At 71.1% G+C, this 26677-nt stretch carries 28 protein-coding genes and 1 pseudogene; 20 read left to right on the top strand and 9 right to left on the bottom strand.

The features are described from left to right. The first annotated feature begins 1292 nt into the window (after window positions 1-1292). From ACZ6EM_RS39045 to ACZ6EM_RS39035, 3 genes are all read left to right on the top strand, one after another. Complete coding sequence (locus ACZ6EM_RS39045; RefSeq protein ID WP_465774556.1) at window positions 1293-2237, top strand: hypothetical protein; 945 nt, start codon at window positions 1293-1295, stop codon at window positions 2235-2237. Window positions 2238-2481: 244 nt separating this feature from the next. Then, entirely contained in the window at window positions 2482-3879 is a 1398-nt protein-coding gene (locus ACZ6EM_RS39040; protein ID WP_465774555.1) for an ISL3 family transposase, read from the top strand. Continuing rightward, window positions 3813-4166, top strand: coding sequence for a hypothetical protein (locus ACZ6EM_RS39035; protein ID WP_465774558.1), 354 nt, complete (start codon window positions 3813-3815; stop codon window positions 4164-4166). Before ACZ6EM_RS39040 ends, ACZ6EM_RS39035 begins: the two co-directional genes overlap by 67 nt. A gap of 617 nt (window positions 4167-4783) precedes the next feature. Here the strand turns inward: ACZ6EM_RS39035 and ACZ6EM_RS39030 are convergent. Further along, complete coding sequence (locus ACZ6EM_RS39030) at window positions 4784-5395, bottom strand: hypothetical protein (RefSeq protein ID WP_465774554.1); 612 nt, start codon at window positions 5393-5395, stop codon at window positions 4784-4786. 448 nt (window positions 5396-5843) lie between these two features. On the opposite strand from ACZ6EM_RS39030, the gene ACZ6EM_RS39025 reads away from it, so the two are divergent. Both ACZ6EM_RS39025 and ACZ6EM_RS39020 read left to right on the top strand, forming a co-directional pair. Next, a complete protein-coding gene (locus ACZ6EM_RS39025) occupies window positions 5844-6305 on the top strand; it encodes a hypothetical protein (protein ID WP_465774553.1) in 462 nt (153 codons plus the stop codon). 561 nt (window positions 6306-6866) lie between these two features. Then, entirely contained in the window at window positions 6867-7457 is a 591-nt protein-coding gene (locus ACZ6EM_RS39020; protein WP_465774552.1) for a hypothetical protein, read from the top strand. A 187-nt stretch (window positions 7458-7644) separates the two neighbouring features. On the opposite strand, the gene ACZ6EM_RS39015 is transcribed toward ACZ6EM_RS39020, so the two are convergent. Continuing rightward, window positions 7645-8919 carry an RICIN domain-containing protein gene (locus ACZ6EM_RS39015; RefSeq protein ID WP_465774551.1) on the bottom strand — a complete coding sequence of 425 codons (1275 nt, stop codon included), beginning with the start codon at window positions 8917-8919 and terminating at the stop codon, window positions 7645-7647. A gap of 338 nt (window positions 8920-9257) precedes the next feature. On the opposite strand from ACZ6EM_RS39015, the gene ACZ6EM_RS39010 reads away from it, so the two are divergent. The 3 genes from ACZ6EM_RS39010 to ACZ6EM_RS39000 all read left to right on the top strand — a co-directional run bounded on the left by ACZ6EM_RS39010 (window position 9258) and on the right by ACZ6EM_RS39000 (window position 11089). After that, window positions 9258-9443, top strand: coding sequence for a hypothetical protein (locus ACZ6EM_RS39010; protein ID WP_465774550.1), 186 nt, complete (start codon window positions 9258-9260; stop codon window positions 9441-9443). 351 nt (window positions 9444-9794) lie between these two features. Beyond that, window positions 9795-9926 carry a hypothetical protein gene (locus ACZ6EM_RS39005; protein WP_331768627.1) on the top strand — a complete coding sequence of 44 codons (132 nt, stop codon included), beginning with the start codon at window positions 9795-9797 and terminating at the stop codon, window positions 9924-9926. After that, complete coding sequence (locus tag ACZ6EM_RS39000; RefSeq protein WP_465774549.1) at window positions 9923-11089, top strand: methyltransferase domain-containing protein; 1167 nt, start codon at window positions 9923-9925, stop codon at window positions 11087-11089. Before ACZ6EM_RS39005 ends, ACZ6EM_RS39000 begins: the two co-directional genes overlap by 4 nt. 162 nt (window positions 11090-11251) lie before the next feature. On the opposite strand, the gene ACZ6EM_RS38995 is transcribed toward ACZ6EM_RS39000, so the two are convergent. After that, window positions 11252-11782, bottom strand: coding sequence for a hypothetical protein (locus ACZ6EM_RS38995; protein ID WP_465774548.1), 531 nt, complete (start codon window positions 11780-11782; stop codon window positions 11252-11254). Between the two features lie 140 nt (window positions 11783-11922). On the opposite strand from ACZ6EM_RS38995, the gene ACZ6EM_RS38990 reads away from it, so the two are divergent. From ACZ6EM_RS38990 to ACZ6EM_RS38980, 3 genes are all read left to right on the top strand, one after another. Then, the gene (locus ACZ6EM_RS38990; protein ID WP_465774547.1) at window positions 11923-12258 is read left to right on the top strand and encodes a hypothetical protein; all 336 of its coding nucleotides are present in this window, start codon (window positions 11923-11925) and stop codon (window positions 12256-12258) included. An 89-nt stretch (window positions 12259-12347) separates the two neighbouring features. Beyond that, window positions 12348-12485: a hypothetical protein gene (locus ACZ6EM_RS38985; RefSeq protein WP_401053280.1), complete on the top strand. Its 138-nt coding sequence runs from the start codon at window positions 12348-12350 to the stop codon at window positions 12483-12485. A 371-nt stretch (window positions 12486-12856) separates the two neighbouring features. Continuing rightward, complete coding sequence (locus tag ACZ6EM_RS38980; RefSeq protein ID WP_401053282.1) at window positions 12857-12985, top strand: hypothetical protein; 129 nt, start codon at window positions 12857-12859, stop codon at window positions 12983-12985. A gap of 736 nt (window positions 12986-13721) precedes the next feature. On the opposite strand, the gene ACZ6EM_RS38975 is transcribed toward ACZ6EM_RS38980, so the two are convergent. Both ACZ6EM_RS38975 and ACZ6EM_RS38970 read right to left on the bottom strand, forming a co-directional pair. Then, entirely contained in the window at window positions 13722-14378 is a 657-nt protein-coding gene (locus tag ACZ6EM_RS38975) for a TetR/AcrR family transcriptional regulator (protein ID WP_465774546.1), read from the bottom strand. Window positions 14379-14403: 25 nt separating this feature from the next. Continuing rightward, a complete protein-coding gene (locus ACZ6EM_RS38970; RefSeq protein WP_465774545.1) occupies window positions 14404-15846 on the bottom strand; it encodes an MFS transporter in 1443 nt (480 codons plus the stop codon). 580 nt (window positions 15847-16426) lie between these two features. Here ACZ6EM_RS38970 and ACZ6EM_RS38965 point away from each other — a divergent pair. From ACZ6EM_RS38965 to ACZ6EM_RS38955, 3 genes and pseudogenes are all read left to right on the top strand, one after another. Beyond that, the gene (locus ACZ6EM_RS38965) at window positions 16427-16756 is read left to right on the top strand and encodes a hypothetical protein (protein WP_465774544.1); all 330 of its coding nucleotides are present in this window, start codon (window positions 16427-16429) and stop codon (window positions 16754-16756) included. A 1046-nt stretch (window positions 16757-17802) separates the two neighbouring features. Continuing rightward, the gene (locus ACZ6EM_RS38960) at window positions 17803-18198 is read left to right on the top strand and encodes a hypothetical protein (protein ID WP_331768636.1); all 396 of its coding nucleotides are present in this window, start codon (window positions 17803-17805) and stop codon (window positions 18196-18198) included. 39 nt (window positions 18199-18237) lie between these two features. After that, a pseudogene (locus tag ACZ6EM_RS38955) lies at window positions 18238-18747 on the top strand (HARBI1 family protein); the annotation flags it as partial. Window positions 18748-18813: 66 nt separating this feature from the next. Here ACZ6EM_RS38955 and ACZ6EM_RS38950 read toward each other — a convergent pair. Next, window positions 18814-19326, bottom strand: coding sequence for an SMI1/KNR4 family protein (locus ACZ6EM_RS38950; protein WP_465774543.1), 513 nt, complete (start codon window positions 19324-19326; stop codon window positions 18814-18816). 739 nt (window positions 19327-20065) lie between these two features. Here ACZ6EM_RS38950 and ACZ6EM_RS38945 point away from each other — a divergent pair. After that, on the top strand, window positions 20066-20221 hold the full coding sequence (locus tag ACZ6EM_RS38945; RefSeq protein WP_465774542.1) for a hypothetical protein: 156 nt from the start codon (window positions 20066-20068) through the stop codon (window positions 20219-20221). Between the two features lie 26 nt (window positions 20222-20247). Here the strand turns inward: ACZ6EM_RS38945 and ACZ6EM_RS38940 are convergent, their stop codons facing one another. From ACZ6EM_RS38940 to ACZ6EM_RS38930, 3 genes are all read right to left on the bottom strand, one after another. Further along, window positions 20248-20379 carry a hypothetical protein gene (locus ACZ6EM_RS38940; protein ID WP_465774541.1) on the bottom strand — a complete coding sequence of 44 codons (132 nt, stop codon included), beginning with the start codon at window positions 20377-20379 and terminating at the stop codon, window positions 20248-20250. A 209-nt stretch (window positions 20380-20588) separates the two neighbouring features. Continuing rightward, on the bottom strand, window positions 20589-21650 hold the full coding sequence (locus tag ACZ6EM_RS38935; RefSeq protein WP_465774540.1) for a DUF2776 family protein: 1062 nt from the start codon (window positions 21648-21650) through the stop codon (window positions 20589-20591). A 433-nt stretch (window positions 21651-22083) separates the two neighbouring features. After that, window positions 22084-22293, bottom strand: a complete 210-nt coding sequence (locus ACZ6EM_RS38930) for a hypothetical protein (protein WP_465774539.1) — start codon at window positions 22291-22293, stop codon at window positions 22084-22086. A 67-nt stretch (window positions 22294-22360) separates the two neighbouring features. Here ACZ6EM_RS38930 and ACZ6EM_RS38925 point away from each other — a divergent pair, with 67 nt between their 5' ends. From ACZ6EM_RS38925 to ACZ6EM_RS38905, 5 genes are all read left to right on the top strand, one after another. Further along, window positions 22361-22564 (top strand): hypothetical protein, encoded by a 204-nt coding sequence (locus ACZ6EM_RS38925; RefSeq protein ID WP_331768642.1) that lies wholly within the window; start codon window positions 22361-22363, stop codon window positions 22562-22564. 607 nt (window positions 22565-23171) lie between these two features. Then, complete coding sequence (locus tag ACZ6EM_RS38920) at window positions 23172-23822, top strand: FMN-binding negative transcriptional regulator (RefSeq protein ID WP_465774557.1); 651 nt, start codon at window positions 23172-23174, stop codon at window positions 23820-23822. Between the two features lie 36 nt (window positions 23823-23858). Continuing rightward, entirely contained in the window at window positions 23859-24566 is a 708-nt protein-coding gene (locus ACZ6EM_RS38915) for a B3/B4 domain-containing protein (protein ID WP_465774538.1), read from the top strand. A 200-nt stretch (window positions 24567-24766) separates the two neighbouring features. Beyond that, window positions 24767-25147 carry a hypothetical protein gene (locus tag ACZ6EM_RS38910; protein ID WP_465774537.1) on the top strand — a complete coding sequence of 127 codons (381 nt, stop codon included), beginning with the start codon at window positions 24767-24769 and terminating at the stop codon, window positions 25145-25147. A gap of 407 nt (window positions 25148-25554) precedes the next feature. Beyond that, window positions 25555-26004: a TIGR03618 family F420-dependent PPOX class oxidoreductase gene (locus ACZ6EM_RS38905; RefSeq protein WP_465774536.1), complete on the top strand. Its 450-nt coding sequence runs from the start codon at window positions 25555-25557 to the stop codon at window positions 26002-26004. Window positions 26005-26677 lie beyond the last annotated feature (673 nt).

The following is a 26677-nucleotide window of genomic DNA, read 5'->3' as shown; positions in this document are numbered from 1 at the left end:
CTCCTCGGAAATCTCGCGATCATCGTGCACCCGCGAGACTGGCGCACCACCATGATCACCCGCAGCCGAACACCAAGATCCCCGACAGAGTCAAGATAAGAGCCCACGGAAGGGGGATCCCGCCGAATCAGGCAGGCAGGTGCCACCCCAATCCACATGCCAGGTCAGCGGGTGACCGCCCGTGGAAGTTCGGTACGTCGTCCAAGGCTTCCAGCCGCGTCACCCGACCGGACCGGATCCTCCGCGAACACGGCGATTTCCACCGGAATCCCGGCAGGGCCAGGCCAGTGACCCACCTGGCGGGCCAGGCGGCGGTGCCGTCGAGGACGTTTTCGCCGTCCTTGCCGCCCGTGCCGGTGTGGACCCTGCCGGCCGTCGACTCCAACGCCTCGCCGCCGCACCCACCCCCGCGGCCACCGACCGCGCCGTGCTCCGGCAGTCCGCCGCCCGCCTCGCCGAACCCCAACCGCCCCCGCGGCCACCGACCGCGCCGTGCTCCGGCAGTCCGCCGCCCGCCTCGCCGAACCCCAACCGCCCCAGCGGTGGCCCGTCAGCGCCCGGGCGCGCTTCCAGGGCAAGGGGATCCGCCTGTAGGCGCCGTGGAGCACCCCGGGCTGTCCGCCACCGGAGAACCACCCGCGACATGTGCCGGCGACCCGTCCCGCAACTGCGCACCGACCCGAGGTACGCTGGCTGAACACCATGATCGCCGAGCAATGCCGCCACGGCCCCTGGGCGGAGTGCTTCGGGAGATCCTTGGACGCCGCTGGCCCGACCACTCTGGGCGGTTCACCGACCTCGCCGAAGCCCTCGCCACCGGCCGGGCTCCTGATCGGGAGGTCAGGCCTCCGGCTGCGAAGGCGGACGGTCGTGGCCACCCGATCCGGCCGAGGAACTCCGCAGCACGTCGGCACGGAGCGTGCTGCGGGGGCGGGATCCTCGTGGTGGGAGGCCTTGGCGGCGGGTTGCCCTCCAGAGGGAGGCAAGCACGCCTTCCGTCTGATGGAAGCGTCCCGGGAGGCCGTAGCAAAGGGCGCACCGCTCGTCGGACGTCCGCCCCCGTTGTCGGCCTGTCACTCGAAGCGGCGATTTCCGCGCGGCGACGTCACGCCTGTGCCCGACCGATGGCCGGGCCGACGGGCGGCCGACCGGCACGGCCAGAACGACGGAGGAGTTCCCCGGACCGGTCGGGGACGGTTCACCCGATGGGATGACCGCGGACCGGCCCGGGCGGCTGCGACCGGTATACGTGACGTGATCCACCGTTCGGAGCGACCACCTGCGAGGGGCCCATGACCTATACGGCCGACACGTCGTCGAGGACGGCCGGCGAGACGTTGCCGACCGCCTACGCCCCCCGGGTGGCCCTGATCCGGGGCGCCATGGAAGCCGGGGACACGGTCCTCGGGGCCCGCCTGGCCGAGGAGCTCCACCAGCACGTCGCCCTGGAGCGCGGTGCCCTGCATCCCGAGGCGCTGCGCGCGCAGGAGGTGCGCGCGTACGTCGCGGCGGTCGGCGGCGACCCCCGGCGGGCGGCCGAACTGTTCACCGTGGCCGCCACGGCGTGGGCCGGCCTGGGCGCGTCGGAGCAGTGGGCGGCGTCGCGCAACGCGGAGGTCTGCCGTCGTCGGGTGGAGTCGGCGACGTCCGCCCCCTCGGCGGTCCCCGTCGCCCGGCGCCCGCCCGGCTGCCCGTCCCCGGCCCGGCTGTTCGGACGCGGCACCGTCGTGGCGGTTGTCCTGGCGACGGCACTGCTCTCGGGGGCGGCGGACGCCGGCCCGCGGGCCTACCTCGGGACGGGCCCGCGACCGGTACCCGACGACCAGCCGGTCGCCCCCGCCGTCCTGGGAGCCCTGGAGCGCTCCGCCCCGTCGGCCTCCCTGGCGCCGGGCCCCGTGCCGCCCCCGCCGGATCCCGCGGGCGCGGAGCCCGTCCCCGCGCCGGACACCGGGCCCGCGGGCGAACAGCAGGACCCGGCCGCAGACCCGGACGGAGGCGGGCCCCGGGCGGGGCGCACACCGCTGCCGGGCCCCGGACGGCGACCGGGCCTCCCGGCCGGCGGTCCCCGACCGCGGCCCGCTCCCGACGCCGTGCGGCCGTCCGGCGGCCAGGCCACCGGCACCGGCTCGGACCCCTGCGCCGTCGCCCGCGCGTACGGCGGCCGACTCCTCGGCTCCCTCGTCGAGTTGTGCCACCGCGCCGCCGAAGCATCGGGCAAGCGGTCACCCGCACCCTGACCCCGTTCTCGGGAGGGAAACGACCTGCGGATGTCCGGTGCGGTCCGGACGCCCGGCATGGCCGGCTGACCGCCTCATCTCCGGCCAACGGCCCTGACGCTTCCGCAAACAGCCCCGGCGAGAGTCCTCTCACGACACCTGGAAGCCCGCTCGGTGGCCGGCCGTGTTTTCTTCGGGGTGAAGTTGGTTCAGGCACGGATTCCGTGAAGCTGCTCGTGCTTCCGTGCGCTGGTGACGCTCCGTCATGTCAGGGTGGATTCTGGCCGCGTGTGAAGAACTCTCTCTTCTCCTTCCGCATCTCATGGGGATGCGGGTCGAGTGCATGGAAGTGCGGGACGGCCGCGTGGTGATCGAGGCGTCGACGCCGGGGCACGTCCCCGTGCCCTGTCCCGGCTGCGGAGCGCCATCCGACCGGGTCCACAGTCGGTACGGACGGCACCTGGCAGACGCGCCGTGCGGCGGCCGGGGCGTCGTGATCGAACTGTCGGTGCGTCGGATGTTCTGCGACAACCGCGGGTGTCCGCGAGTCACCTTCGCGGAGCAGATAGATGGACTGACCAGCCGCTGCGGCCGCCGGACGCCCGTCCTGCAGCGGATGCTCGCGGCGCTGGGCGTCGTCCTGGCGGCCCGCGCTGTGGTCCGTCTGGCACTGCTGCTCGGCGTCGTTGTCAGCCGGATGACCGTCCTGCGTCTGGTGATGGGCTTGCCGGACCCCGCATGGGCGGCCCCGCGTGTGCTCGGCATCGACGAGTTCGCCACCAGGAAGGGCCGCCGGTACGGCACCATCCTGGTCGACTGTGAGACCCACCAACCCCTGGACCTGCTGCCCGACCGCGACGCCGACAGCGTTGCCGCGTGGCTACGCGAGCACCCCGGGACCGAGATCATCTGCCGCGACCGCGCGACCGTCTTCGCCGACGGCGCCCGCGCAGGCGCCCCGGACGCCCAGCACTGCGCGGACAAATGGCACCTCTGGCACAACCTCGCCGAGGCCGTCGAACGCCTCGTCTCCTGTCACCGCTCCCTCCTGCGCGACCTGGTCGAACCCGACCCTCAATCCGAGCAGCCGGAGCCCCCGCCCGTCGAAACAGTCGAGGCCGCGGAAGAACCGCCCGAACCCTACCCGCAGGGGAAGTTCCTCGACCGACTCCGCGACACCCACGCCGCCGTGCGCGCCCAGTTCGAGCAGGGCCTGAGCCTGCGCGAGATCACCAGACGCCTTGGTCTTGGGCGCAACACCGTCCGCGAGTACGCCCGCGCGGCCAGCCCCGAGGCGATGCTGCACGGCCAGTGGCAGAACCGGACCAGCAAGCTCGACCGGTTCAAGCCCTACCTCGACCAGCGGATCGCCGAGGGCTGCATGAACGTGTCCCAGCTCCACCGCGAGCTGCAAGAACGCGGGGCACACTGCAGCTACAGCACGCTGCGCGACTACGTCCGTCCGCAACGGCTGACCGTTGGGCTGCGGGAAGCACGCCGCCGATCGCCCGGCCGCCCTCGCCCCGCGAGGCCGCCCGCTGGATCACAGCCCGCCCCGACCACCTACGTGAGGACGATCAGCAGCGACTCAAGAACCTGCTGGTCCGCTCACCGGAGCTCAGGGCCGCCGCCTGCCACGTCCGCACCTTCGCGACCATCATGATCAACCGTGAGGGCGACCGGCTGCGGCACCGGATCGCTGACGTCTGCGCGGACGAGCAGTGCGGCCTGGCCGGCTTTGCCGCCGGACTGCTTCCCGACCTCGACGCTGTCGTCTACAGCATGAGCACTGACTGGTCGTCCGGCCCGGTCGAGGGCCGCGTCAACGACCTCAAGGCGCTCAAGCGCAGCATGTTCGGCAGAGCGAAGCCACCCCTGCTGCGCAAGCGGCTCCTCCTGGTCGCGGCCAGCCGACGACCCCAACGCGGCGACGAGCCCCTGACTGGCTAACCTCTGCCGTCTCGGACCTGACGGTCCAGGAACTCGACCAGTCGCGTTTCCGAACGAAGAAGCCGTTCCCGTTGCTCCTGGGGAAGAGAAGCGAGCGCGTCGACCAGCACTCGCTTCCGAGGGATGTGCACCATGTTGCCGGAGTAGATCCTGCAGCCGGAACACCAGGCGAATCCGATGCAGCGCTCGAACATGGAGGACTCGGGCGGGTGGAAGCGGTACTGGTACGAGCGGACCGGCGTTCCACAGTCGGCACACTTTCGCCGATCGCCGTCGGACACGTCTCCCAGCCCCCGACCTTCCGCCAATGCTGCCGTCCGGCCGGTGCTCTTCAAGTCGTCATGCCGAGCATGATCTCTCACAGCGGGTCGTCCGGCGGACTCTTCGAAGCAAGATCTCGGTCAACACAGACCGTCACTGACTCGTGATCCTTTCACGGAATCCGTGCCTGAACCCATATGACCCGACAAAATCACCGGCCGCGAGGCTCGGCTGCGGATGCTTCACCATGCGGGCTGCGCAGGGCAGCTCGCGAGGTGGGCGCAGGACGTCGACCGGGCCACGGCCGACGAGCTCGTACGGACCGTTGAGGCGAGGGAGCCAGCCTGTGGAGGCCCCTATCTCCGCCGCAGCAAGCGCCTCATGAATCCGGCCCTGGGCGTGGCAGGCCCGATCGAACCGTCATCGTTTCGCCGGGTGACGGCTTCGATGGTGGTGCCCTTCACTCGCTCCCCGCGGTGGAGCTGGCCGGCTTCGTCCCGCTCCCACGTCCGCCCCTGAGCGTCCTGGAACGCAATGGTGACGGGTTGCTGAACGGTCCCCGGCGGTACCGCAACGCTGATGTCGCGCTGCACCGTCTCCTTGGGCGGAATCAAGCCGATGGCGATGTTCACCACGTCGGTCTCGCCCGGAAGCTCGCCGGGCGCGGCGGTCCGCAGGACCACCACGGTGTTGAACACCGGCTGATCCGAGCCGTTGTGCACAACGACCGAGTCGTAGCGGTAGAGGTTCCCTGGGCCCTCTCCGGTGTCCGGACCGGTCCAGGCGGCGACCTTCGCCGCATACTCCTCGCTGTCCTTGCGTCGGTCGCGCCAGTGGGTGCGCAGGTGCATCGTGATGGTCCCCACGGCCACCGCGACGCTGACGGAAAGTCCGGTGTAGGAGACCCACGACGGCGCACCACCGCCCGGGGCGGCGATGAGCCGGTACGGCGCGCTGGTGATCGTCACGGCGTAACCGTAGGGGGCGCGTCTACCGCTCGGGAAGGGTTCTTCGTAACCCTGCCGGCCCACGCGGACAGCTGGTCGGCGCCTGCGAGGACTCGCTGGAGTGCACAGACCCGCCCCGGCTGACCGTGATGATCAGCGCCACCTGCTGAGTCCGGCGGGGGGCGGGCGCCGGAGAAGCCCCCGCCGGGGCTTCCTTGCGGCTGGAAACCCGACGCGTCCAGTGGGAGGGCATTGTCGCCGCCGTCCGACCGGACGCAGCGAAGCGGGTGCGGCACTGCCGGATCGGCCGAAGGCCGATGCACCCCACCACTTTCAGTGCCTGACGGTGAACCGGTGACTGTGCGGACGGTCAGCGCCGTTCGCCGACGATGAGGCCCGGGAGTGTTCGGGGAACTTCACCGCGCTGTACGGTCGGGCGAATACCGCAGCCGTCGACACAGGAGCCGAGATGGGCCCGGATCATGATTCCGACTGGTTCTGGGAGGTCCTGGAAGCGACACGACCGCGTCTGTCCGCCCTGGAGTCGTGGTTGGAGTCCCACTCGCGGGAGGTGCTCGAAGCCTTCGCGCTCGCATACGAGTCCGCGGCGGAATCGCTGGCCGACTTCTCGGAAGGTGTGAGCGTGGACGGGGACGTCTGGTCCGAAGACAGCACCGAGGATCTGTGCATGTGGGTGGTCGGGCAGGGCTACGGGCTGTGGAGCTCGGTGGTTGGGGGACAGCTGCGGCTGGAAGAAGCCGCTCATATGTACCTGGGCCGTGCTCCGCTGCTTCCCGAAGGCGTGGCGCTGTGGGACAGGGATGTCTCGGACCCCGAGCACAGGGGCTACCAGTCTCCCGGGGCCATCGTCCACGGCGTCTACCGGACGCGATTCGGCGAGGAGCTCCATGAACGGCTTGAGGGTATGTGAGGAGATTGCCCGGGCCGGGCGGGTAACGCGGCGGGGCTCCTGGCAGAGGCAGCGGTTGTCCGGGCCGGTCGCATCGCCAGGAGCTCCCTGTGTCCTTTTGCCCTGCCGGGACTGGTGATGCCGACTCTGTCCCGGCTCCGGCGTGTTGTTGCGTGGACTGCCGGTTCGGTCGTAGTGACGCACGTCCGCCGCGGCCGGGTCGGTATCCCTCGTACATGAGCGTCATCGAGGCCCAGGAGAAGAGGCTGCGCGAGGCCCTGAACCGCTTCGACACGGCGCTGGAGCCGGGTACCACGGGCGGGGTGGACAGCGTCAAGAAGCACGGCGAGCCGTGGATCAAGGTCTCGCCGCTGGGCAAGCAGGAGGAGCCGGAGAACCTCGTCGCGCTGAAGGCGGAGATCGAACGCCGCTGGGGCACCATCGACCTGATCGACATCCTCAAGGAGGCCGAGTTCGCCACCGGTTTCACGTCCGAGTTCACCTCGGTCGCCACCAGGGAGGCGGTCCCGAAGGCGGGCGGAGGGCTGGCTGCACGTCCTCACCGGCCGCCGCCCGCGCCCTGTGGCCGAACAAGACCTTCAGGACATCGCTCTGATCCTGGCCGACTACCTCCAGCAGTGGGCCGACGACGCAGCCGCCCAGGTCGCGCAGAGCCGGGCGAACGGCTACGGCCCGCCGAGAACTCCACTCACCAAGGCGCTGACGGCGGCGGTCCCGGACTTCGCCCGGACCGTCCTGGGGCCGAACTGCCGCGCCTACCGGGAACTACGGCTGCCCGTAGGCCCCGACGGCAAGGGCCGGTATGGGCGCGCGGACGTGGTGATCTGGACGCCGCTGCTGCCGGACCTCGTCATCGAGCTCGACTCCCGCCCCAACCCGGCGTCCGCGCAGAAACTCGCCTTCGCCCGCGACGGCGGCGCGTTCCCGCTCCGGGTCCGCTTCGGAGAAGGAGGCGTCGACAAGATCGACGGCATGATGGTCCTCGCGCTGGCCGGCCTCGAACGACTGGGCATCACGGACCGGGCCCGGCAGGTGTTCGACCCGCCGAGATCCTGCCGGCCGTCGGCGTGGGCGTCCTCGGGCTCGATAGCCGCACGGAGGACGACGCGGTCGCGTATCTGCTCCAGCAGCTCAACCACGAACGGACCATGACCGAGGTCACGGCCGAGCGGGTCACGCTCCACGGGCTGCGCGGGCACGGCACCAGCCCCATCGCCGGGTCCCCGGCACACCACGGCGCCCCCGCCCTCAGCAGGGCAAGGGCGCCGCCTATGCGTACGCGCACGGTTCAGGCGTCCACGACGCCGTCAGGCTTCGGCCACTCCGGGATCATCCGGGATCAGGGGTTGGCCTGCCGGACCCACTTCTGGCTGTTGCCGCCGTTGCAGGTCTGCTGGACGAGCAGGCTGCCGCTGCCGGTCGCGCCGCCCGCGACGTCGATGCACAGGCCCGAGTCCGCGGCGCGAAGGGTGCCGTCGGGGTAGAGCCGCCACTGCTGGTTGGTGTTGTGGGAGCCGCATCCCCAGACGGTCACCTTGCCGCCCGGAGTGCTCTCGCCGTTGTTGTCCAGGCACACGTCGTAGCCGAGGGGGTCCGTCGCTCCCAAGCGAAGGAAGCCCTGGATCACGCCCTGGGGGCTGAGGGGGGTGGTGGGCACCGGGGAGGTGGACACGCTCGGGGAATCGGGCAGGAACTTCCAGGTCTGCTTTCCGGTGCCGTCACAGGCCACGATGTTCGTCTGCGCGCCCCAGGGGTCCTGGCTGGGCGAGTTCAGGCAGAGACCGGAGGCCGAGCCCTTGATGGGGCTGGTACTGGTGAAGCCGCGCACGACGTGCTGGCCCGACCCCGAGGGCGTGCTGGCGAAATTGGACTGCCCCGCGCAGCTGCCGTACTCGTAGACGTTGTTGACCACGCCGGACAGGCCGCCCGCGTCCGTGCTGCTGGGGCCGCCGAAGTAGGCGTCGGACACCGTGTTCTGAGCACAAGTGCCGGCGGCGTTGTAGTAGACGTACTCGACGAACCCGTTGCCCGAGGAGGTGAGCAGACCGCTCGGCACCGTCCAGCTGCCGATGTGGGCCACGGGCTGCTGGAGGTTGGCGGAGTCGTACACGTCGCCGGTCCAGGTGTTGGTGGTGGACGTGCTCGCGGTCCGCTTCACCGTGAGGTTGTAGGTGTGGCCGTAGACGGCGTTGAAGAGGACGGAGCACGACTGGCCGGCGTTGCCGTCGGCGCCCGGTCGGCAGTTGGGGTCGCTGCTGGAGGTGTCTCCGGGGGTGCCGGCGCCGCCGGAGGCGAACACCGAGAAGATGGCACGGAACTGCTGGGTGTTGCCGCTGGTCGGCTGGGGCTGCAGGCCCGTATAACCGGTCCGGCCGTTGGCGACGCCGAACTGCTGGGCGTAGTAGAGGCCGGTCTGCTCGCTCGCCGGGTTGATCGCCATCGGGAAGGTGATGTTGGTCAGTTGCCCTGAGGGAGCGTTCGGGACCGACCAGCCGAGGGATACGTTGCCGCCGAGGCCGAAGTCGACAGCCGACGCCGGCGTCGGGGCGAGCAGCAGGAGCGCCGCGGCCGCCACTGCGGTGCCGCAGCGCCGCAGTGTCGAGGGGAGGGACATGCGAGTTCCTTCCTGCCGCCCGTGCGCGAGAGGCCGTCAGCGGCATGACTGGAGGTGCTGGTGCGAACTGGCGGGAGAAGCGCTTCGAGCGGAGCGATGACGCGAGCCGGAGCTTCCAAGGCCCGTACACACGTCCTACCACGATGCGATGCACACAGCATCCACACAGTCGCCGTCAGTGAGGAACCATTTCTTCAAATCAGCCACCTCCCATCCGTGAAATGACGGAAATCCCCACTGTGGCCGTCATCACGGAGAGAGGTGCGAGAGGGCGGGCAACCGCGACACCCGTACGGCCTGACGGCCTGACACCGCAGGGGGGCGTCCGCTCGGCGTGGGTGGCGCACGTGCGGTGGCGGGCCGGCGGCGAACTCGACCGCCAGGGCCTGGACACCGTGCGCCACGACGTCGCGTCGGGCCGGATCCAGGTGATCTCCCGTGAGTGCGGCGACCCGTCTGCGGCCCTGGCGAAGACCGCCGCGCCCCAGCTCCGGGCCAAGCGCCGCCGGTTCGGTCGCTCCTGACAGGACGCCGTCCGTGAGGCGAAGCGGCCACCCGTCACTCGGTCCGACGGCCCGGCCCAACCACGAGGCAAACCGGTGAACACTCGAAGGTTGACGATGCATACGATCCGATGACTCTCTGCAAGCTACCCGGTCGCCCTATGGTGTCCCGATGCGCCGGTAGAGCCTCCTCTGCCCGGCAGCCGTCCTGCTCCTGGGCGCAGCATCGGTTGCCGTTGGTGGCGACGCACACATCGTCGACCGGGCCGGCCCGTGGCCCGAGAGGAACACGAGTCCCTTCACGCCAGGTGTCCGATCGACTACCCTCTGCTCTGCAGATCTTCGGAGCGTTGCAGCAGAGGGGGAATCACCGTGGGTGACGAGAACAAGGGCGGCCCGAACGACGGCAAGGGCGGGGCCCACGCCAAGCCCGGCGGTCCGCAGATCGGCCCGAAGCCGAACCCGGACGGACAGGGCCCGACTCCCGATCCGAAGCACAAGTGACGGCGGCCACCGACGTCCAGGTCCGGCTGGTCGACCGGCTGGAGGCCTCGGGTGCCCTGACCCCCGGTTGGCGGCAGGCGTTCCTCGACGTCGGCCGCCATGAGTTCCTCCCGGACGTCTTCTGGGCGAGCACCGGCGACGGCTACGAACGTTGCGACCGCGCGCAGAGCCCCGGGCGGTGGCTGGAGCTCGCGTACTCCGACGTGGCGATCGTGACGCAGTGGGACGACGGAACGGACAGCGGACAGCAGCGGGAGCCGACCTCGTCGGTGTCCATGCCGACGATGGTCGCCTCCATGCTGCGCGACCTGGACGTCCACGAAGGCCACAGGGTCTGGGAGGGCGGAACCGGCCCCGGCTGGAACGCCGGGCTGCTGGCCCGGCGCCAGGGCGCGCACAACGTGGTGACCGTGGAGCTGGACCCGGCGGTCGCCGCCCAGGCCGTTGCCAACTTCCGGGCCCTCGACGCCGCTCCGATCGCGGTGGTGGGCGACGCGGCCCACGGATACCTGCCCGGGGCCCCGTACGACCGAGGAATCCTCACCTGCTCGGTACGTGAGGTCCCCCCGGCCGTGATCGGGCAGATCCGCCGGCAGGGCGTGCTGGTGCTGCCCTTCGCGCCGCTCTTCGGGGGCGGAGCCGTCGCCCGGCTGACCGTCGCCGACGGCACGGCCATGGGCCCGTTCACCGGCTCCTCGGCGTTCATGCGCATGCGCCAGCAGCGCTACCAGGCCCCGCCCGTCGACGACTACCTGCCCGGCGACTGGCCCGGGAACGCCGTGCAGGAGTACACGACCCTGAACCCGCTCGAACTCGTCGACGACTGGCTGGCGTCCTTCGTCGTGGGCCTGACCGTACCCGACGTGTACTACCGGCGCAGCGACGGCGGCGGTATGACGACCCTGTGGCTGTTCGACACGGGCGTCACCTCCTGGGCGACGGTGGACTTCGTGGACGGCGCGAGCCGGTTCGAGGTCCGCCAGTCGGGCCCCCGTCGGATGTGGTCGGAGGTCGAGGAGTCCTTCCAGTGGTGGGTGGGGGAAGGCCGTCCGGGGTTCGAGAGCTTCGGGCTGACCGTGGACGGGGGCGGGGGCGGGGGCGGGCACCGGGCGTGGCTGCACGAGCCGGCCAACCCGCTGCCGTCCCCACGGGGGCGGGGCTGAACCGCGCAGGCCGCGTGCAGCATCGGCGGAACCGGTTGCGGCGGCCCGTGGACGTACCACGAGAACGCGTAGGAGTCGGGCACGGCGATGCCGTGACCACGGTGGTCACGTCGGTCCACCAGGCTGTCCCTTGTCCGCTCGGCGAACCTGTCAACCGACCTACTACGGCAGCCGGCGGTCCTCGAAGGGGTCGTCGGAGTCGTGGGGCTCGTACGGCTCGAAGTCGGGGCGGTCGATGAGCTCGGCGACCGAGAAGGGGTGCCGGTGGTCGGTGAGGAGCCGGTGGACGAACTCGGCGGTGGAACCGTCGAACCGCGCACAGCTGTCGCCGTCCTCGTTGCGGGCGATGACCGGCCACCGGTTCGGGTCTGCGCCCTCCGTCAGCCAGTAGAACTGGTCGGCCCGGACGGAGTCGGCCCACTGCAGGAGCCCGCCCGGGGCGGGGCGGAGCCGGTGGGGGCGGTAGAGGTCGGCGATACCGGGGTCGGCGGCGAGTTCGGCAAGGCGGAGGGCCTGCTCGACGAGGCACAGGAAACGCGGGAACGGGTCGTCGCGGCCGGGCGGGGGCCGGGCAGGGAGAGGTCGAGGAAGCCGGCGAACGTGCCGGGGCCGAAGTGCTCCGCCAGGCGCCGGTAGTCGGCGGGCAGGGCGGTGCCGAGCCGGGCTTCGGCCGACGACCAGTCGACGGGCCACAGTCGCGACTGCGGCCTGCCCGTCGCGGCGGCGAGCCGCCGCACCCAGCGGTCACCCGGCACGTCGGCCCCTTCCTCCGTGTCCCCGGCGGGCAGGAAGGCCGCCGCCGGGTCGGCCCGGCGGGCCGTCACCGCGACCAGGTGCGACGCGCCGTCGTCGTTGTCCCGGACGATCCCGCAGCCGATCCAGCGCTCGCCCACTGCCCACCCGCACAGCTCGGCGAGGCGCCCGGCGAACGGGGCGGCCAGCGGCAGCCCGCTGTCGTCGTCGAGGGTGGGGCCGACGAAACCTCCGGTCGCAAGGATGCGCGACGACCCCCAGCGCGGGCGCAGCGCCTCGACGAGGCGGCGGTGGGCGGTGGTGAGGTCGCCGTCGGCCGGCGGGCGGGCGATGTCCGGGGCCGGGCGGGCCAGCAGGGCGTCGGCGACAACGCGACCGTCCTGGGCAAGGTCGTCGCAGTCCTGCGCAGCCCGTGACGGACGGCCTCGCCACCAACTCCCGTGCCCGCTTGAGTACGGCTACTCAGGCGTCGGCCCGAGTCGCACTCCTAACGTGGTGGAACGACGTGAGACGGGGGACCGGAGTGCTCGACAAGAGGTTGGCGAAGGGCTGCCTGGGGACCGTGATGGCTCTCGCCGCCCTGGCGGGGATCGTGTTCGCGCTCTACATCGGCATGTGGATCTACATCGGTCCTGCCGGCTGAACAGCGCAGTGCGCAGCTCGGGTGATCGACGGCATACGGCGGCGGATCCGCTGGGTCAGGTCCGGCTTCCGCCGGCTGCGGCTCTCCATACGCCGTGGCGGATCCATTGCCGGTTGCCGACACATGCCACGGCCGGACCGACGAGCATGGACAGCATCCACAGTGCGACGCTGGCGGGTGAGTAGATGTAGTACGGCCATCGATTCGGCAGCAGCGTCGGCAGGAGAAGGAGCGCGACCAGTGTCACCCAGGTTGTGAGCACAGTGATCACTGCGCGCGACGCCACATCCACACCGTTTCCTGGTGCCACGTGTCCCCCTGGCCGAGTTCGGAGCGGATCCCGGAGCGGATCCCGCCCATCAAGTTTGAACGTGTTCAATACGCAACTCGGCTGCGGGGCCACCATCCCGCACGCCGGCCGCGGCGAGCTGGACCTGGAACCCCTCGCCGGGGCGCGGCCCGCCGCCGGCCCGGGTCTGGAGCCGCCCGAACGTCGGTGAGCAGCCTGACCACTCGGTCGTGGGGCAAGGGCGTTCCCCGGTAGCAGATGAGCTCGAACGCCCACTGCTGCTCCGTGCCGTCGGCAGTTCGCCGGCCGGTGGGCCGGCGCGGGTCCTCGGGTCGGAGCGCTTGGATGTGGCGCAGGAGTCCACTGGGCAACCGAACGGGTGTGCCGGGCCGTTGAGGCGCTGGTACCAGCGGTCCAGGTGCGTGTGCTCGTCGGCGGCTGCGCGGGTGGAGTTGGGCATCGCGAAGTCGATGTCGGGCGAGTTGCTGTCCGGCCGTTGAACGCGGGCGGACACGGCGGCGGGCCAGGGTGGCTGCGGCGGTGGGGATGCCGGTGCTCTCGGCGCGGGCGCGTTCGGCGAGTCGGGGCAGCGGCTTGCGGGGCGCCGTAGTTCAGCCGAGGCCGATCATGACGACGATGACCATGACGCGAACACGGATGGACCGGAGGCCGGGAGTATGGCCTGCTCGGCGCCGTCTCCGCCCGCATCCGCCGTCGGGTGGCCGGGATGACCGTGCCCGAGATCGACCGGCCCCGGCCGCCGCTCAGGACGACCTGCGGATCGCCGACCGGCACGCCGACGCCGGTGACGGGGCCGCCACACTCCGGGCTGCTGTGGCCGTCCAGGAATGGCGGCGCGTGCTCGGCGAAGCCACCACCACCCTGCCCAACTCATCGTTTCAGTACGAGGAGTGGGATGCGGTGGGGCCATTCGGTGTGGTGACGGGTCATTCCAGGTGGCGTTTGGGTGTGTTGGCGCGGATCAGGGTGTCGTCGGTGGCGGGGTGGGCGAGGGGTTCGGCGGCCGGTCGGAAGCCGGCGAGCACGATGGCGAGGTGGCGGCGCCAGACACCGGGTACCTGGGCCTCGGTGTCGTCGATGAGGACGCGCAGCGCGAGGAGACTCGCGTACACGTCGGTGCGGGTGATCTCCTCGCGCACCCGGCTGGTGCGCTTGGCGCGGGTGAGGAGGTCGTCGACCAGGCCGAGCAGTTCCGTGCGGCGTTCGTCGGCCTCCGGGGGGATGGCCGCCCACAGGCGGGTGAGCCAGCCGTGGCGGACGGCCAGCACCGTGCCGGTGTCCCAGAGTGCCTGTTCCAGGGCCCGGTCGTCCGGCTGCTGTTCGGCCGCGCGGCGGAAGCAGTCGAGGATCGAGTCGAGGATCTCGTCGCTGAGCGCGGCGAGCAGGGACTCCTTGGTGGGGAAGCGGCGGTAGAGGGTGCCCATGCCGACGCCGGCGCGGGCGGCGATCTCCTCGACGCCGGCGTCGGGGCCGAGTTCGGCGAAGACCTCCCACGCGGCCCGCAGCAGCTTCTCCCGGTTCTGAGCCGCGTCGCGGCGCAGGGCCTTGGGCTTGGCAGGTGCGGGCCGGTGGGGGGTGGTCATCGCGGGGTCCGGTCCTCGTGCTCGGTCACCGGTTCACCGTCGTGAGCCGGGGCGATCCCACGCTGTGGTCGCTCCGGCGGCGCCGGGCCGTCGGGATGGCGAGGGAGGCGGCGGCGGCGAGCCCGGCGCTGATGGTCAGGAACCAGAAGGTACTGGTGTAGCCGGAGTCGTCGGGGAACGGGTGGGTGGCCGTGACCCCGGAGGACAGGATACTGGCCGCCACCGCGCTGCCGATCGCGCCGCCGATGGTGCGGATGTTGGCGTTCATGCCGCTGGCCGCGCCGGTCTGGGCCGGGGGGACGGCCTCGACGACGATGGCGGACATGGCGGAGAAGGCGAGGCCGAGGCCGACGCCGATCAGGGCCGAGGCGGTGTAGATCTGCCAGGCGTGGTCGTGCCGCAGGGCGAGCATCGCGAACGGGGCGATGGTGATCAGGCTGCCGGCGATCAGCACGCGCTTGGAGCCGTGACGGGCGGCGAGCTTGCCGGCCAGGACGCCGAGGGCGAACATGCCGCCCGTCATCGGCAGCATGTAGATCCCGGACCGGGTCACGCTCGCGGTGAAGCCGTAGCCGGCCAGGTGCTCGGGTGTCTGGACCAGTTGCGGCAGGAAGGTCATCGAGGTGTACATCCCGATGCCGAAGAGCAGCGCGACCAGGTTGGTGGTCCAGACGGCCGGGATACGCATCACGCGCATGTCGATCAGCGGGTTGTCCGAGCGCAGCTCGGTCACGATCCAGTAGCCGGCGAAGACCACCGCGGCGGCGAACAGGCCCATGATCCGCAGGGAGCCCCAGCCCCACTTCTGCCCCTCGCTGACGGCGAGCAGCAGGGCCACCAGCCAGACGGAGAGCAGCAGCCCGGCACGCCAGTCGATCCGGCCGGGGACGCGCACGGGGGACTCGGGGACGAACAGGTAGGTGGCGATCGCGGCGGCGCAGACGAGGATCATCGGCGCCCAGAACAGCCAGTGGTAGTCCAGGTGGTCGACGATCGGCCCGGCCAGGATCAGGCCGAGCCCGGCGCCGACGGCGGTCAGCGCGGCCGTGACGCCGACGGCGCTGCGGACCTTGGCGGGCGGGAACTCGTCGCGGATGATGCCGAACGCGAGCGGCACCACGGCACCGCCCGTGCCCTGGATGATCCGCGCGACGATCATCAGACCGACGGAGTGGGAAGCGCCGGCCAGTGCGGACCCGGCGGCCAGGGCGACGAGCGTGACGATCAGCATCCGCTCCTTCCCGACCTTGTCGCCGATCCGCGCCAGGATCGGGGTCGCCACGGAGGCGGACAGCAGGTAGCCGGTCATCAGCCAGGTCGCGGTGTCCTGGGTGGTGCGCAGGCGCTCCATCAGGGTCGGCAGGACCGGGACCACCAGCGATTGCAGCAGGGAGAACGCACCGACGCCGAGCAGCAGCACGGCGAAGGTCAGGTTGTGGTGGGGGCGTTTGGTGCTTGTTCGGGGCATGGGTGTGGGCTCCAGCGGAACACGTAAGCGGAGATTCAATTCCGCATCGAGGCTAGCAGAAGCGGAGAATGGACTCCGCATAGTCGGTTCCACTCGACGCTCGCACGCGGACGCCGACCAGCACTTCTCGCCGCTCCGGCCCAGGGCGTAGTCCACGACCTCCACCGAATGCCCTGCGAAGAACGCCCGGACATGCGCCTCGAGGGCCTCCGCGGCCCGCAGTCTCGTATCACTGGACGTGGGCGACCGTGCCAACGACCTCGGCGAGGGGCTGAGTGCCAACGACGGCCGGCGCGAGGGCGTAGGCGGTGGACAGGGCCGGGGCAGGACGCCGAGGGGGTTGCGGGTCGCGCCGGTCCTGCCCCTCCGTGGCGCGGCCACCGTTCGTATGCTGGTCCGCGGGTGGTGGCGGCCTCCCCGGACCCCGGACGGTGCCGCGCGCCGCGGAAAGGGGGCACGGACATGCGGAAGCGGAAGAGGCGCACGGCCTGGTCGCTCACCTACTTCCTGCTGGGCGGTGTGTGCCTGCTGATCGCCGTGGTGATGGCGACGGGCCTGGCGACGACGAGGGCCGCGCGGGGTGGAACACCTGATCCCGGTCCTGATCCTCGGCGTCCCGGGTGCGGTGCTGACGTTCCGCGCGCCGGTGTTCGGCGTCTCCTACGGGTCGGCCGGGGTGAAGTACTCCGGGCTGCTCAGGGCGCGCTCCTACGCGTGGGCGGACATCCGGGAGGTGCGGGTGGCCGTCCTGGAGGGCACGGTCTACTCGTCCGACGTCCCGGAGCTGGTGCTGGCCTCCGGCGGGACCGACCAGCTGCACATGCTGGCGGGCCACGGCTCGGGCGGGACCAACAGGCGGGTCAAGCGGCTGGTGGCCGAGTTGGAGACGGCGCGCGCGGCCGCTTCCTGACGCCGGTCGCTTCCCACCGGCTGCGCGCGGCGCCGGCAGGCTCCCGGTACCGGTTTCCCGACGGGCTCCCCGGGGCGCAGGCGTTGGGCCATGGTGGGCTCGGAGCGCATGGCACGGCAGCGGTTGCCGGCCAGGCTCGACGACAGATCTCGACCGGACTCATCCGCATCGGCTGACCCCACCCACCACCAGGAGGCCGCCACCGGAACATCCCGGTGGCGGCCTCCGCCGCGAACTCCGGGCAACCGGATCCGCTCCTCCGTCCGCGGTGCGGCCTACCGTCCGCGGAGCGCCCGGTTGTGGCTGCCCGACGAGAACGGTGCCGTCGCCCCTGCGGCCCCGGGCGCCGCCATCGGTGCGGAGCGGCCGGGGGCCGTCGCCGCGCTGGCGTAGCCGCGGGTGCGCGGCGCTCTTGTGCACCCGCACGCTGGGGCAAGGGCCGGCCCGTTGCCCGAACCCCGAGCGGGCACGGGCCGGCCTTTCCCCGATGCGCCTCACGGTGTCGGTGCCGACTGGGATGCTGGGCGGCATGGACGACGCGGCGCTCTGCGGGGCCGGGTCTACGGCGCCGACCACGACGACCCGGACCCCGGCCCGCGGTTCTGCGCGGGGGAGCGGGTGTGGCTGCTCGTGGGCCAGGGCTGCACGGAGGAGTCGCTTCAGGTGCTCGCCCCGTAGGTCGCCACGGGCTGGTGGACGGCTGCCGAGACCGCGGCGGAGCTGCTGGAGGCGAGCGGCCGGGCCGACGACGCCATCGTCCTGCTCCGCACCCACGACCACCTCGATCAACAACTGCGACCAGCTGGCCGACCTGCTGGCCCGGCACGACCGGATCGAGGAGCTGCGCGCGTACGCGGAGACCGCGCACCACTGGCACGCCGCGCAGTGTGGACGATCACGTAATTCGGCTCTGTCGAAGATCTTGTGATCAGGCTTGAGTCAGACGGCCCGGATGGTTGTGCGCCTCGGCTGCGCACGTCTGGCTTGTCGGCACCTCGGGCTGTCATCTCTGCGATTCGCGAAGGACGACCGGAGAGGGGCCGCGTGTGCAGATTGCCGGCGTCGACGTCTACGTGAATCACCCCGTCCTGGCGCTGGGATCAACTGACTGGCTGCCGGCCTTGAGCCTGAAGGAGGAACCAGCGGTCTCCTGCGACACCCATGTTGCGGTGCGGGTAAAGGCTCAGGTGCAGCTCATCAAGGTTCGGGTCTTCGCCGAGCCGATCCACGAGGGACCCGGGCCGGACGACTCCTTCGTGACGGTCTTCGACGGGCCGCTCGCGTTGGCCGACGGACGGCTCGTCATCGGTGACGTCATGGGCGAGACCCGCTTCGTGAAACTCATCGGCGAACAGGGCAGACGATGGGTCCGAGTGGCTGTGAATGAGCCCGGCTGGAATGCCGTAGCCGTCGATATTTCGGTGGGCCCGAAGCTTCAGTAGGCGTCCTCACCGGGGTCAGACCGTGAGAAGTATCCGCTTGCACCCGGTCTGCTGCGGGTCCTGCGTGAGACGGATCCTGATCACGTCCTGCTCGACGGGACGCTCGCCGAGTGCGACCGGGTCGGCGACAGCCGGGCCGACTTCTCTCAGAAGCACCGCCGTCACGGCGTGAACGTGCAGGTCGTGGCCGATCCCACCGGCAACCTGCTGTGGATCTCATCCGCCCTGCCCGGCCGAACCCACGACCTGACCGCGGCCCGCACCCACCGCATCATCCGGATCTGCGAACGCCAGGGCGTCCCCGTGCTCGCCGACCGCGCCTACATCGGGGCCGGCCCCTGGGCGACCACGCCCATCAGACGGCTTCCCGGCCAAGACCTCACCACAACCCAGCAGACGATCAACCGAGCCCTGTCAGCGGCACGAGCACCGGTCGAACGAAGCATCGCGCGACTCAAGTCCTGGCAGATCCTCCGCCGGGCCCGCTGCAGCCCCAACCGGATGACCGTCATCGCCGCAGCCGTCCTCACCCTGGAACGTCAACGCTGATGAATCTCATTGCCGTTCCAGGGTGAGGACGGATTGGCACTGGCCGTCATCCAGTTGGGAACCGTCTCACGACCAGACAAGTCGCCCTTCGGCAACGGAACAGACCGGATAGTCCCCCGCGCCGATCCTCGTCAGCATCTCCGCCACGGAGTCGAAGTAGTGAGCCAGTGACGCGTACTCGCCGGTGACCGTGGGCGCACCCACGAACCATCTGCCGATACGTCCGTCCCTCGCGTCGATGAACTGTCCCATCCAGCCGTCCCGGTCCGACTGGACCGGGATCCACTCCTCGCGCCATTCGCTCCCACCGGACAAGGGGTGATTCGCGTAGAGCCTCTCCATCGCCCGGATGCCCAGAAAGAAGCTTCCCTCGTCGGGGAACCCGTCGAAGCCGCAGCACATCACGTCGTCGTCGACGTCTTCCTCCGGCAGATCCAGATTGTTCTGCAACAGCCACGTCCGTAGGTCCCCATGAAGGGAGATCCCCATCCGTTCCTCGGCTGCCGCGAGCATCTGCTCCGTAGCGGGCCCCGGCAGATCCGCGTGAGCGGCCGGCGCGTGCTCTCGAAGAAGGCTCATCACACGCGACCAACTCTCAGCCACACTCATCGCCCTATGCCCTCTGTCCTCTCTACAGGGATGTCTCCGTCCGACCACGCCACTGCGGAGGTTGGGAAGTACCGGCCGGAGAACCTTGCAGGGATGGTACTTCGAGCATGCGTTCCATCCCTCCCCATAATCACCTTCCGCCCCGAAGCGCAGGACCGGCCCCTCAGCGAAGTGACCGCCCGCGACTTTTCACAGACAACCCACCGTGCCCGGTGGGCCCAGCCGAGGAGCTTCCAGGCTCAAGCGAGGGCCGCGGCGTCACCCCGGAGTGGCGAAGCTGAAAACGCTCACCTTGTCGTTTAACGTCCGGCTTCGAAGAAGTCGAAGACGCTGGTGAACAGGTCGGCGACGACACCGCGGCCGCCGACCCGGCCGAGGTCCACGACGCCGGCGAGGCGGTCAAGGCGGAGGCCGACGCCGAGATCGAGGCGAGCTCCTTCCCTCGCCGCCGGCGGAACCCTCGACGGCCCCGCCAACCGCACCGGCCTGGGCGACGATCCCACGTTCCGGCCCGGCACGTGGCTGCGCAAGCAGGACAAGGCCCGCACCGACGGCAAGCTGACCGAGCAGCAGACTGCGCTCCTGGACGCACTCACCCGACACCCCGAGACCGTCACCGGCTGACCCGCCCCGCAAGATCCCGCCGTCCCGGCCCACCAGGCCGGGACGGCCGTCGCACCTCGTTCCCGACTTCCGGAGGCACCGCGCGATGACCGGCACCACCCGCCCCGACCCGGCTCGCGCCGCCGCGCCCGAACGGCTGGAGCTGGCCCTGTACAGCAGCCGGCCCGAGCCCGCCGACCGTGACCTGGGCCGACCGATCCTCGACTCCCCTCCGGTGCGCGGTTCGATGTGGCTGCGCTAAGCCCGGCATGACGGCATCCGCACCCTTCACCACGGCGCCGGCCTGGCCCGCGGCCGGGTGCCGGCGAAGTGCCGTTCGTCGTCGGCGATCAGAGCCGGGTCCGCCTTGGCGGCGAGCCGCTCGGGCAGCTCGAAGGCACTGGTCGTCTGCTGGGTCATGTGTCCTGCTTCTCCGATCCCCTGCCGGGCAATTGCACGCGGTACACCCGGTTTGCGCGGTTTGCGCGGGTTTCCCGATTCAGTCAGCGACTGTGCGCCAGGGAGGGGGCCTTGCCGCAAGGCCCCCTGTCCGGTATGAGTTGGACAATGGCAGGAGAGCTTCGGCTCCCTGCCTTCGCTGTTCTCGGCCGGCTTTTTCGGGCGGCCGGTCAGTTCCGGTCGGCGACGCCGGCCTCCAGGACGGAGACCACGGCGAAGAGCGAGAAGCAGGCGGCGCCGAGGCCGACCAGGACCCGGGCCGCGACCATCACGTCCGGGTCGGCCGACTCGAACAGGAACGCCGACATGAACAGGCACAGCAGTGTGGTGCCGACCGGGACCAGCGGGGCGCGGCCGGCCGGCGGCGCGGCACGGCGCCAGCCGAGAGCGAGCAGCAGCACCGCGCTCAGCACTGTCCAGCACAGCAGACCAAGCCCGATCTGCACGTACCCGGTGGCCAGTTGACCGGGCCGGGGGTCCAGGGCGACGACGACCAGGCCCCCGGTGATGTCCATGGCGCCGAGCACGGCGGCCGGGACGAGCCACCAGACCCGCTCCCGTCGGGTGTACGTGTTTCGGATCTGCCGCAGCAAGGTGATCACCAGCCCGATCAGGGCGGTGCAGACGATCGCCTGGTCGACCACCACGTGTCCGGCCGTGAAGCGCCCGTCCGAGTCCCCGCCGCCCCCGTTGGCCAGCATGACGATCGCCCACGCCCAGGCGGCGGCGGCCGCCAGGACTGGGACCGCCACCAGCGCCCGGGCCGCGGACCGGCCGAACGGCGCGGGCGAGCGCGGCGGGGAACCCTCCGGCAGGACGGCGTTCTGCCCGATCAGCGTGAAGCGGGTGGCGACCGCGGCCACCGACGAGACGCACACGCAGACCAGGCCGATGCCGAGGACCACGCTGCCGGCCACGAAGTCGGCCACCGGCCGGTGGCTCTCCGCCAGCAGGCCCAGCCCGTAGACGACGGCGGCCCCGGCCACCGCGAAGCCGAACGCCGGGTAGCCGATCCGGTCCAACGCGCCGAAACGGCCGATCAGTTGCCGCACGACGGTCGCCGCGACGGCGAACAGGCAGAGACAGACGGCGGCCAGGAAGACCAGCGTCAGGCCCGCGACCCGGGCGCTCGGCCCGGTGGAGTGCGCGAGGACGTAGCCGCCGAGCGCGGCCGACACCGCGCCCATGAGCAGCGGAATCGCCCGGAGCAGCACGCTCATTCCGTGGTTCACCAGGTCTCCTCGTTCCCTCGCGCCCGCCGGTTCCGGGCGGCAGTCAGTGTTCATCCCGCCGGGTCTCCGGCCGGGACCCCGGCGGCGGGTGTCCACGGATTTCGTCCGATCGGCTCACGGCGACACCCGCTGTGCGGGACCCACCCCGGTGGTGGCCTGCGATGCTGTCGGCGGACACGGCGAGTTGCCAACAGCTGACGGAAAGTGGGTACGGCATGACCGCGGCGACGGACGGCGTCGACCCGTTCACGGAAATCCGCCCGCAGGAGCGGAGACGGGATCCCGACAACCTGATGCTGCGCGCCAGCGTGGTGGTGGTCCGCTTCGCGGTGGCCCGGCGGCCCCGCTTCGCGGTGCCACCGGCCGGGGGATGGGGGCGAGGAGGGGAGGGGCCTGGACGGCCGGCGGCTCACCGCGCCGGTCCGCTCGCTGCCTACAGTTCGGTCCAGCCGCACGCTCGCCCGCCCCGCGCGCCGAGCGGGTGCCAGATGGGGGCGGCCGGGCCGCGCTGGACCAGGTCCTCGATCCGGGTGGTGCCGGCCGGGACGGCGGCCAGCATCTCGACGACGGCCGGGTTCTCCTCGGCGGCCAGCCGCAGGTCCGCCACCGCCGGCCGCACCCCGGAGGCCGCCCGTACGGCCAACGCGAAGCTGCGTCCGTGCTGGACGTGCCGGGGCTCGATCGGGGGGGAAGGAGGCTCGGAGCTGGAGTTGCGGGAGAAGGCCGGCCCCGGCCGGCTGGAGTGCCCGCAGTGCGAGCGGGAGCGTGTGGAGGAGGACTTGGTGCCGCTGGTGCTGCCGGTTCCGACTCGGCGCGAGCTGGTGGCTGCGCTGGTCTTCGCACCGGATGACCCGTGGTGGGCGGAGCGGGTGCTGCACGCCCAGCTCTATCCGGGGAAGGGCCGCCGGACGTGACCTGGCGGTGGCGGGCCTGGTCTGCCGCCGCGCTGCGTCCGTGGGCGGTGCCTGGTCCTGTCTGTGCTGGCGGCGCCTGGTTCCGCCCTGTGCTACGCCGGATGGTTTCGTCACGGAGCGATGGTGATGGAACTTGGCGGGTGTGACCTGTTGGTGGTTGTGGGCGTGTTCTGGGCTTGGGTGGCTGGTTGTCTGGACCTTTGGTTGGTCCTGTCGGGAGGATGCACGGGGTTGGTGTCGTCTGTGTTTCGGTGACTGTGTGTGGTGGTGGGGGTTGGCCGGGTGGGTGGTCTTCTCCGGGCGTGGTTCGTGGTGGTATTTCGGTTCGGGTGTTTTGCCGAATTGGTCGGTGGGGTTTTCTTGGTTGGGGTTGGAATGGTCGGGTGGGGGCCCGGCACGGGGGTTGGTGTTCGGTTTGTGCCGGGGTTCGGCCGGGCCGTCCCGCGGCCTCGCCGCTGCTGCCGCTTTGCCGTCCGGGCCGGTGCTGTTCGTCGTCGCCGTCCGGGCGCTGCTGCTCTCCTGCGTTGCCGTCCGGGTGCCGTCGTCCTGGCGCCGGTCCGCCTTCCGGCGCGCCGGCCTCGGCGGCTCCCCGTCTCCCGGCGCCTGCCTGCTCGCCCGCTGCTGGGGCCCTGGCCGTCGTCCTGGTACCTGGATCGCCGACGGCCACGACTTCGGGCTCCTGAGCGTCAACGGCCTGCCCGGCCACCCACCCGCCGCTCTCCCCACCCACTTCGGCTGCGACGGACCGAACCTCCTGATCCACCTCGCCCGCCCCAACCCGGCCTGGAAGGCGATCGAGCACGACCCGAACGTCACCCTCACCGTCACCGGCGACTACGCCTTCATCCCCGGCCCCTGGCGCGCCGAGCCCGGCACACCGCCCCACGACGGCGTCCCCACCAGCTACTGCACGGCCGTCCAGTTCACCTGCCGCGCCCACGTCGTCGACGATCCCAAGGCCAAGGCCAAGGCCGAGGCCGAGCTGCTGCCTCGCCAGCTCGCCCGCTTTCAGCCCGACGGCGACCACGCGCTCGTTGCCGTCGGCCGGCCACCGTACGGGCGGATGCTGTCCGGCGTCCGCGGCCTGCGCCTGGAAGTCACCGAAGTACGGGCCAAGTTCACGTACGACGACGAGGAGCCCGTCGGGCACCGCGCCGCCGTCGCGGACCACCTCGTCGCACGAGGCCAGGGCCTCGACGCGCCCGCCGCACGCCAGCAGCTCCGCCGCCTGGACCGCATCGGCACCTGGATGCCCTGACCCACACCCGCCCAAATCACCGAACGGAGCCCGCCCATGCCCGCCTTCCGCCTCGACCCCGCCGTCGCAGAAGACTTCCCCGACACCCTCATCGCTGTGGTCACCGCCCTCGGTGTCCGCGGCCACGAAACCTGGCCTCTCACCACCGCAGGCCTGGAGGAGTTGGAGCGGCAACTCGCCGACGGCACCTGGCAGCCCGCCGACGAGGCGGACCCCCGCATCGAGGCCTGGCACACCGCCTACCGCTCCTTCGGCACCAACCCCCGCCGCACCCGCCCCAGCGTCGACGCGCTCGGCCGACGCCTCGCCAAGAAGGGCGCCCTGCCGCGGATCAACCCGGCCGTCGACTCCTACAACGCCGTCTCCGCACGCCACGGCCTGCCCGCCGGCGCTTTCGACCTCGACCACGTCACCGGCGACGTCACCATCCGCCGCGCGGACGGCACCGAGACCTTCACCCCGCTCGGCGAACCCGACACCGTCGAACACCCCAACCCCGGCGAGATCATCTACGCGGACACCACCGGAGTCCTGACCCGCCACTGGAACCACCGTGACGCCCACCGCACCCGCGTCGCCGAAGACTCCCGATACGTCGCCTTCGTCCTCGAAACTCTCCACGCCACCCGCGACGGCCATCACCTCGAGTCCGCCGCCGACGAGCTGCAGAGCCTGCTCACCCCGCACACCGACCAGAGCACCGTGCACTACCTCAGCCCGGCACACCCCAAGGTCACCACCTGACAACTCCACACGAGCTGATGCATGAGCAACCTCTCCCCGGCCCGGCGGTCACCGCCCCCCTGGGGAACCGTGACCGCCGGGCCGGGGAAGTGCGTGATCGTCGACACGCGGCGGCTCGCGGAACTGCTGGAGGAGCGCGGCGACGTCGAGGGTCGCCGTATACCGGCAGGGCAGGCGAGCCGTCCCACACCCGCGGCAACATGGCGGTGCGACTGTCCGAACTGCTGGCGCGGCGCGGCCGTGTCGAGGAGGCGATCGAGGTGATGCGCGCGCAGGCCGACGCCCCCGGCGGCGCGGAGGACCGGATCGTCGACACGCCGTGCACCCTGTGTGCCGACCGGGGCCGCGCCCAGGACGGCTTGGACTACCTCGACGACCTCAAGGTCCGCCGCGGCGAGGAGGAGTGGGAGCTGTTCCGGATCCGGCTGCCGCTGATGGCCGCCTGCGACCGTGTTGACGAAGCGGTCGAGCAGGCCCGGGTCCATTCCGAGGGCGACATCTCGTACTCGGTCTCGTCCGTCGCCAGGATGTTGGCCGGCGCCGGACGCACTGAGGAAGCCCTCGCCCTTCTCGAACGGTAATCCCCCCGCCGACAGGCAGGCCCGGACCGATTGCCTCATCGAGCTCGGCCGGTCATGGACGCCGCGGCCGTTCTTCGGTCGTACGAGCCACAGCCACCCGTGCACCGGGACGGCTCCTGGTACGACGAGCCCCCGTTCTGATGCCGCCCCGGCCCGCGGCGCCCCTGGACCGGGCGCTGGACGTCCACCCGAAGCGCCTGGCTGTCGACCTTGCCCACCTGGCGTTCTGCGACTCCGGCGGCCTGAACGAACTGCTGAGGATCCGCCTCGCCGCCGAGGCCGCCGACGAGGCTGCCAGCGCGAACGCCTCTACCCCACCCCCGACCGGCAGAACGACCCTCGCGGCTTCATCAGCGGCTTCACTCGCATACGCGGTCGGCACCCTTCGTGGTTGGTAGCCTCCCGGGATGACCGCGACTTTCGACGAAGCCGTCCGCGCTCGGTTGCAGGCACCCAACATCTGGTACGTCGGCACCGTGTTCGCCGACGGGGCACCGCAGGTCAGCCCGATGTGGGTGGATCTGGAGGGAGAGGGGGAACTGACGTTCAACACCTCGGTGGGGCGGGTGAAGGAGGAGAACCTGCGTCGCGACCCGCGCGTCTGTCTGTCGCACGCGGACGCCGCCGACCCCTTCGACCGCGTGCAGATCAGCGGTGTGGTGTCCCGCTTCGTCGAGGGCGAGGAGGCGCACGAGCGGATGGACCGGCTGGCCCGCAAGTACCTGGGCGTGGAGCGCTACGAGTGGACCATGCCGGGTGAGCAGCGGGTCGCGGTGATCGTGCGCCCGGTCAAGGTGCGGCACATTGTCGGGGTGGAGCGGTTCCGACCCGGCGGCCCCGTCCCCGCCCCTGAGTAGTGCACCTGCCGGGCAGCTGCTGACAGCCTGGAGGCCGAGGGCGCCGACCACCATCGAGCGGCCGGCGCCCTCGGTCCGGTTTGCCGGCGCTCGCACTCTGTCTCTGTGGGTGTTCGGCGGGTGTGCCGTGGGAGGAGCCGCCTGTCGGACACCTTTCCAGCGGGCGCAGGGCCGCCCGTACCGCCCCGCAATGACTTTCTATAACAGCCCTAGGCCTCAGCCACCCACTCAGGCGGCGCCGCGCGCGCCCCTCACGTACGCGTGAAAACGGCGGCTCGGAAGGCTGGCCATGGTGGTTGGTGACGGTAAGGCTGTTATAGAAAGTCATTCTGAGAGGGCGAGGAGGCACGACCGGCGGTGAGGAGGGCGCCATCCGTAGCAGCCACGGCAGTCGCGGCCCGGACGACACGAACGGCTGGCCGTGCCGGTCAATGGTGACCGTGCCTTGTTGTCCCAGACAGGACCAGTCCGGCTCCAGCCGCCACTCGATCAGGTCGTTGCCCTTCCACCACAGCGGTCTGATGACGAAGTACTCGGGGCCGCTCGATGTGGCTTTGTACGCGAGGACGGGAGTCGTCTGTCGTCGGCTTCGGGAGTCACCGCGTGGGCCTGTTCCATGATCAATGTCGATGAGTTTGGGAGTCACTCACGGTCCGGCGAGCGATTCAGGGTC

Source organism: Kitasatospora sp. NPDC041917 (genome assembly GCF_055589745.1).
This window is presented reverse-complemented; position numbering and strand designations above follow the sequence as displayed.

Coding starts and splice junctions, on each gene's coding strand:
- ACZ6EM_RS38950 (WP_465774543.1), bottom strand. CDS start 19,326: ATGAGCCTTCTTCGAGAGCACGCGCCGGCCGCTCACGCGGATCTGCCG.
- ACZ6EM_RS39015 (WP_465774551.1), bottom strand. CDS start 8,919: ATGTCCCTCCCCTCGACACTGCGGCGCTGCGGCACCGCAGTGGCGGCC.
- ACZ6EM_RS39045 (WP_465774556.1), top strand. CDS start 1,293: ATGACCTATACGGCCGACACGTCGTCGAGGACGGCCGGCGAGACGTTG.
- ACZ6EM_RS39025 (WP_465774553.1), top strand. CDS start 5,844: ATGGGCCCGGATCATGATTCCGACTGGTTCTGGGAGGTCCTGGAAGCG.
- ACZ6EM_RS38915 (WP_465774538.1), top strand. CDS start 23,859: ATGCCCGCCTTCCGCCTCGACCCCGCCGTCGCAGAAGACTTCCCCGAC.
- ACZ6EM_RS38975 (WP_465774546.1), bottom strand. CDS start 14,378: ATGACCACCCCCCACCGGCCCGCACCTGCCAAGCCCAAGGCCCTGCGC.
- ACZ6EM_RS38905 (WP_465774536.1), top strand. CDS start 25,555: ATGACCGCGACTTTCGACGAAGCCGTCCGCGCTCGGTTGCAGGCACCC.
- ACZ6EM_RS38970 (WP_465774545.1), bottom strand. CDS start 15,846: ATGCCCCGAACAAGCACCAAACGCCCCCACCACAACCTGACCTTCGCC.
- ACZ6EM_RS39040 (WP_465774555.1), top strand. CDS start 2,482: ATGTCAGGGTGGATTCTGGCCGCGTGTGAAGAACTCTCTCTTCTCCTT.
- ACZ6EM_RS38945 (WP_465774542.1), top strand. CDS start 20,066: ATGACCGGCACCACCCGCCCCGACCCGGCTCGCGCCGCCGCGCCCGAA.
- ACZ6EM_RS38940 (WP_465774541.1), bottom strand. CDS start 20,379: ATGACCCAGCAGACGACCAGTGCCTTCGAGCTGCCCGAGCGGCTCGCC.
- ACZ6EM_RS38910 (WP_465774537.1), top strand. CDS start 24,767: ATGGCGGTGCGACTGTCCGAACTGCTGGCGCGGCGCGGCCGTGTCGAG.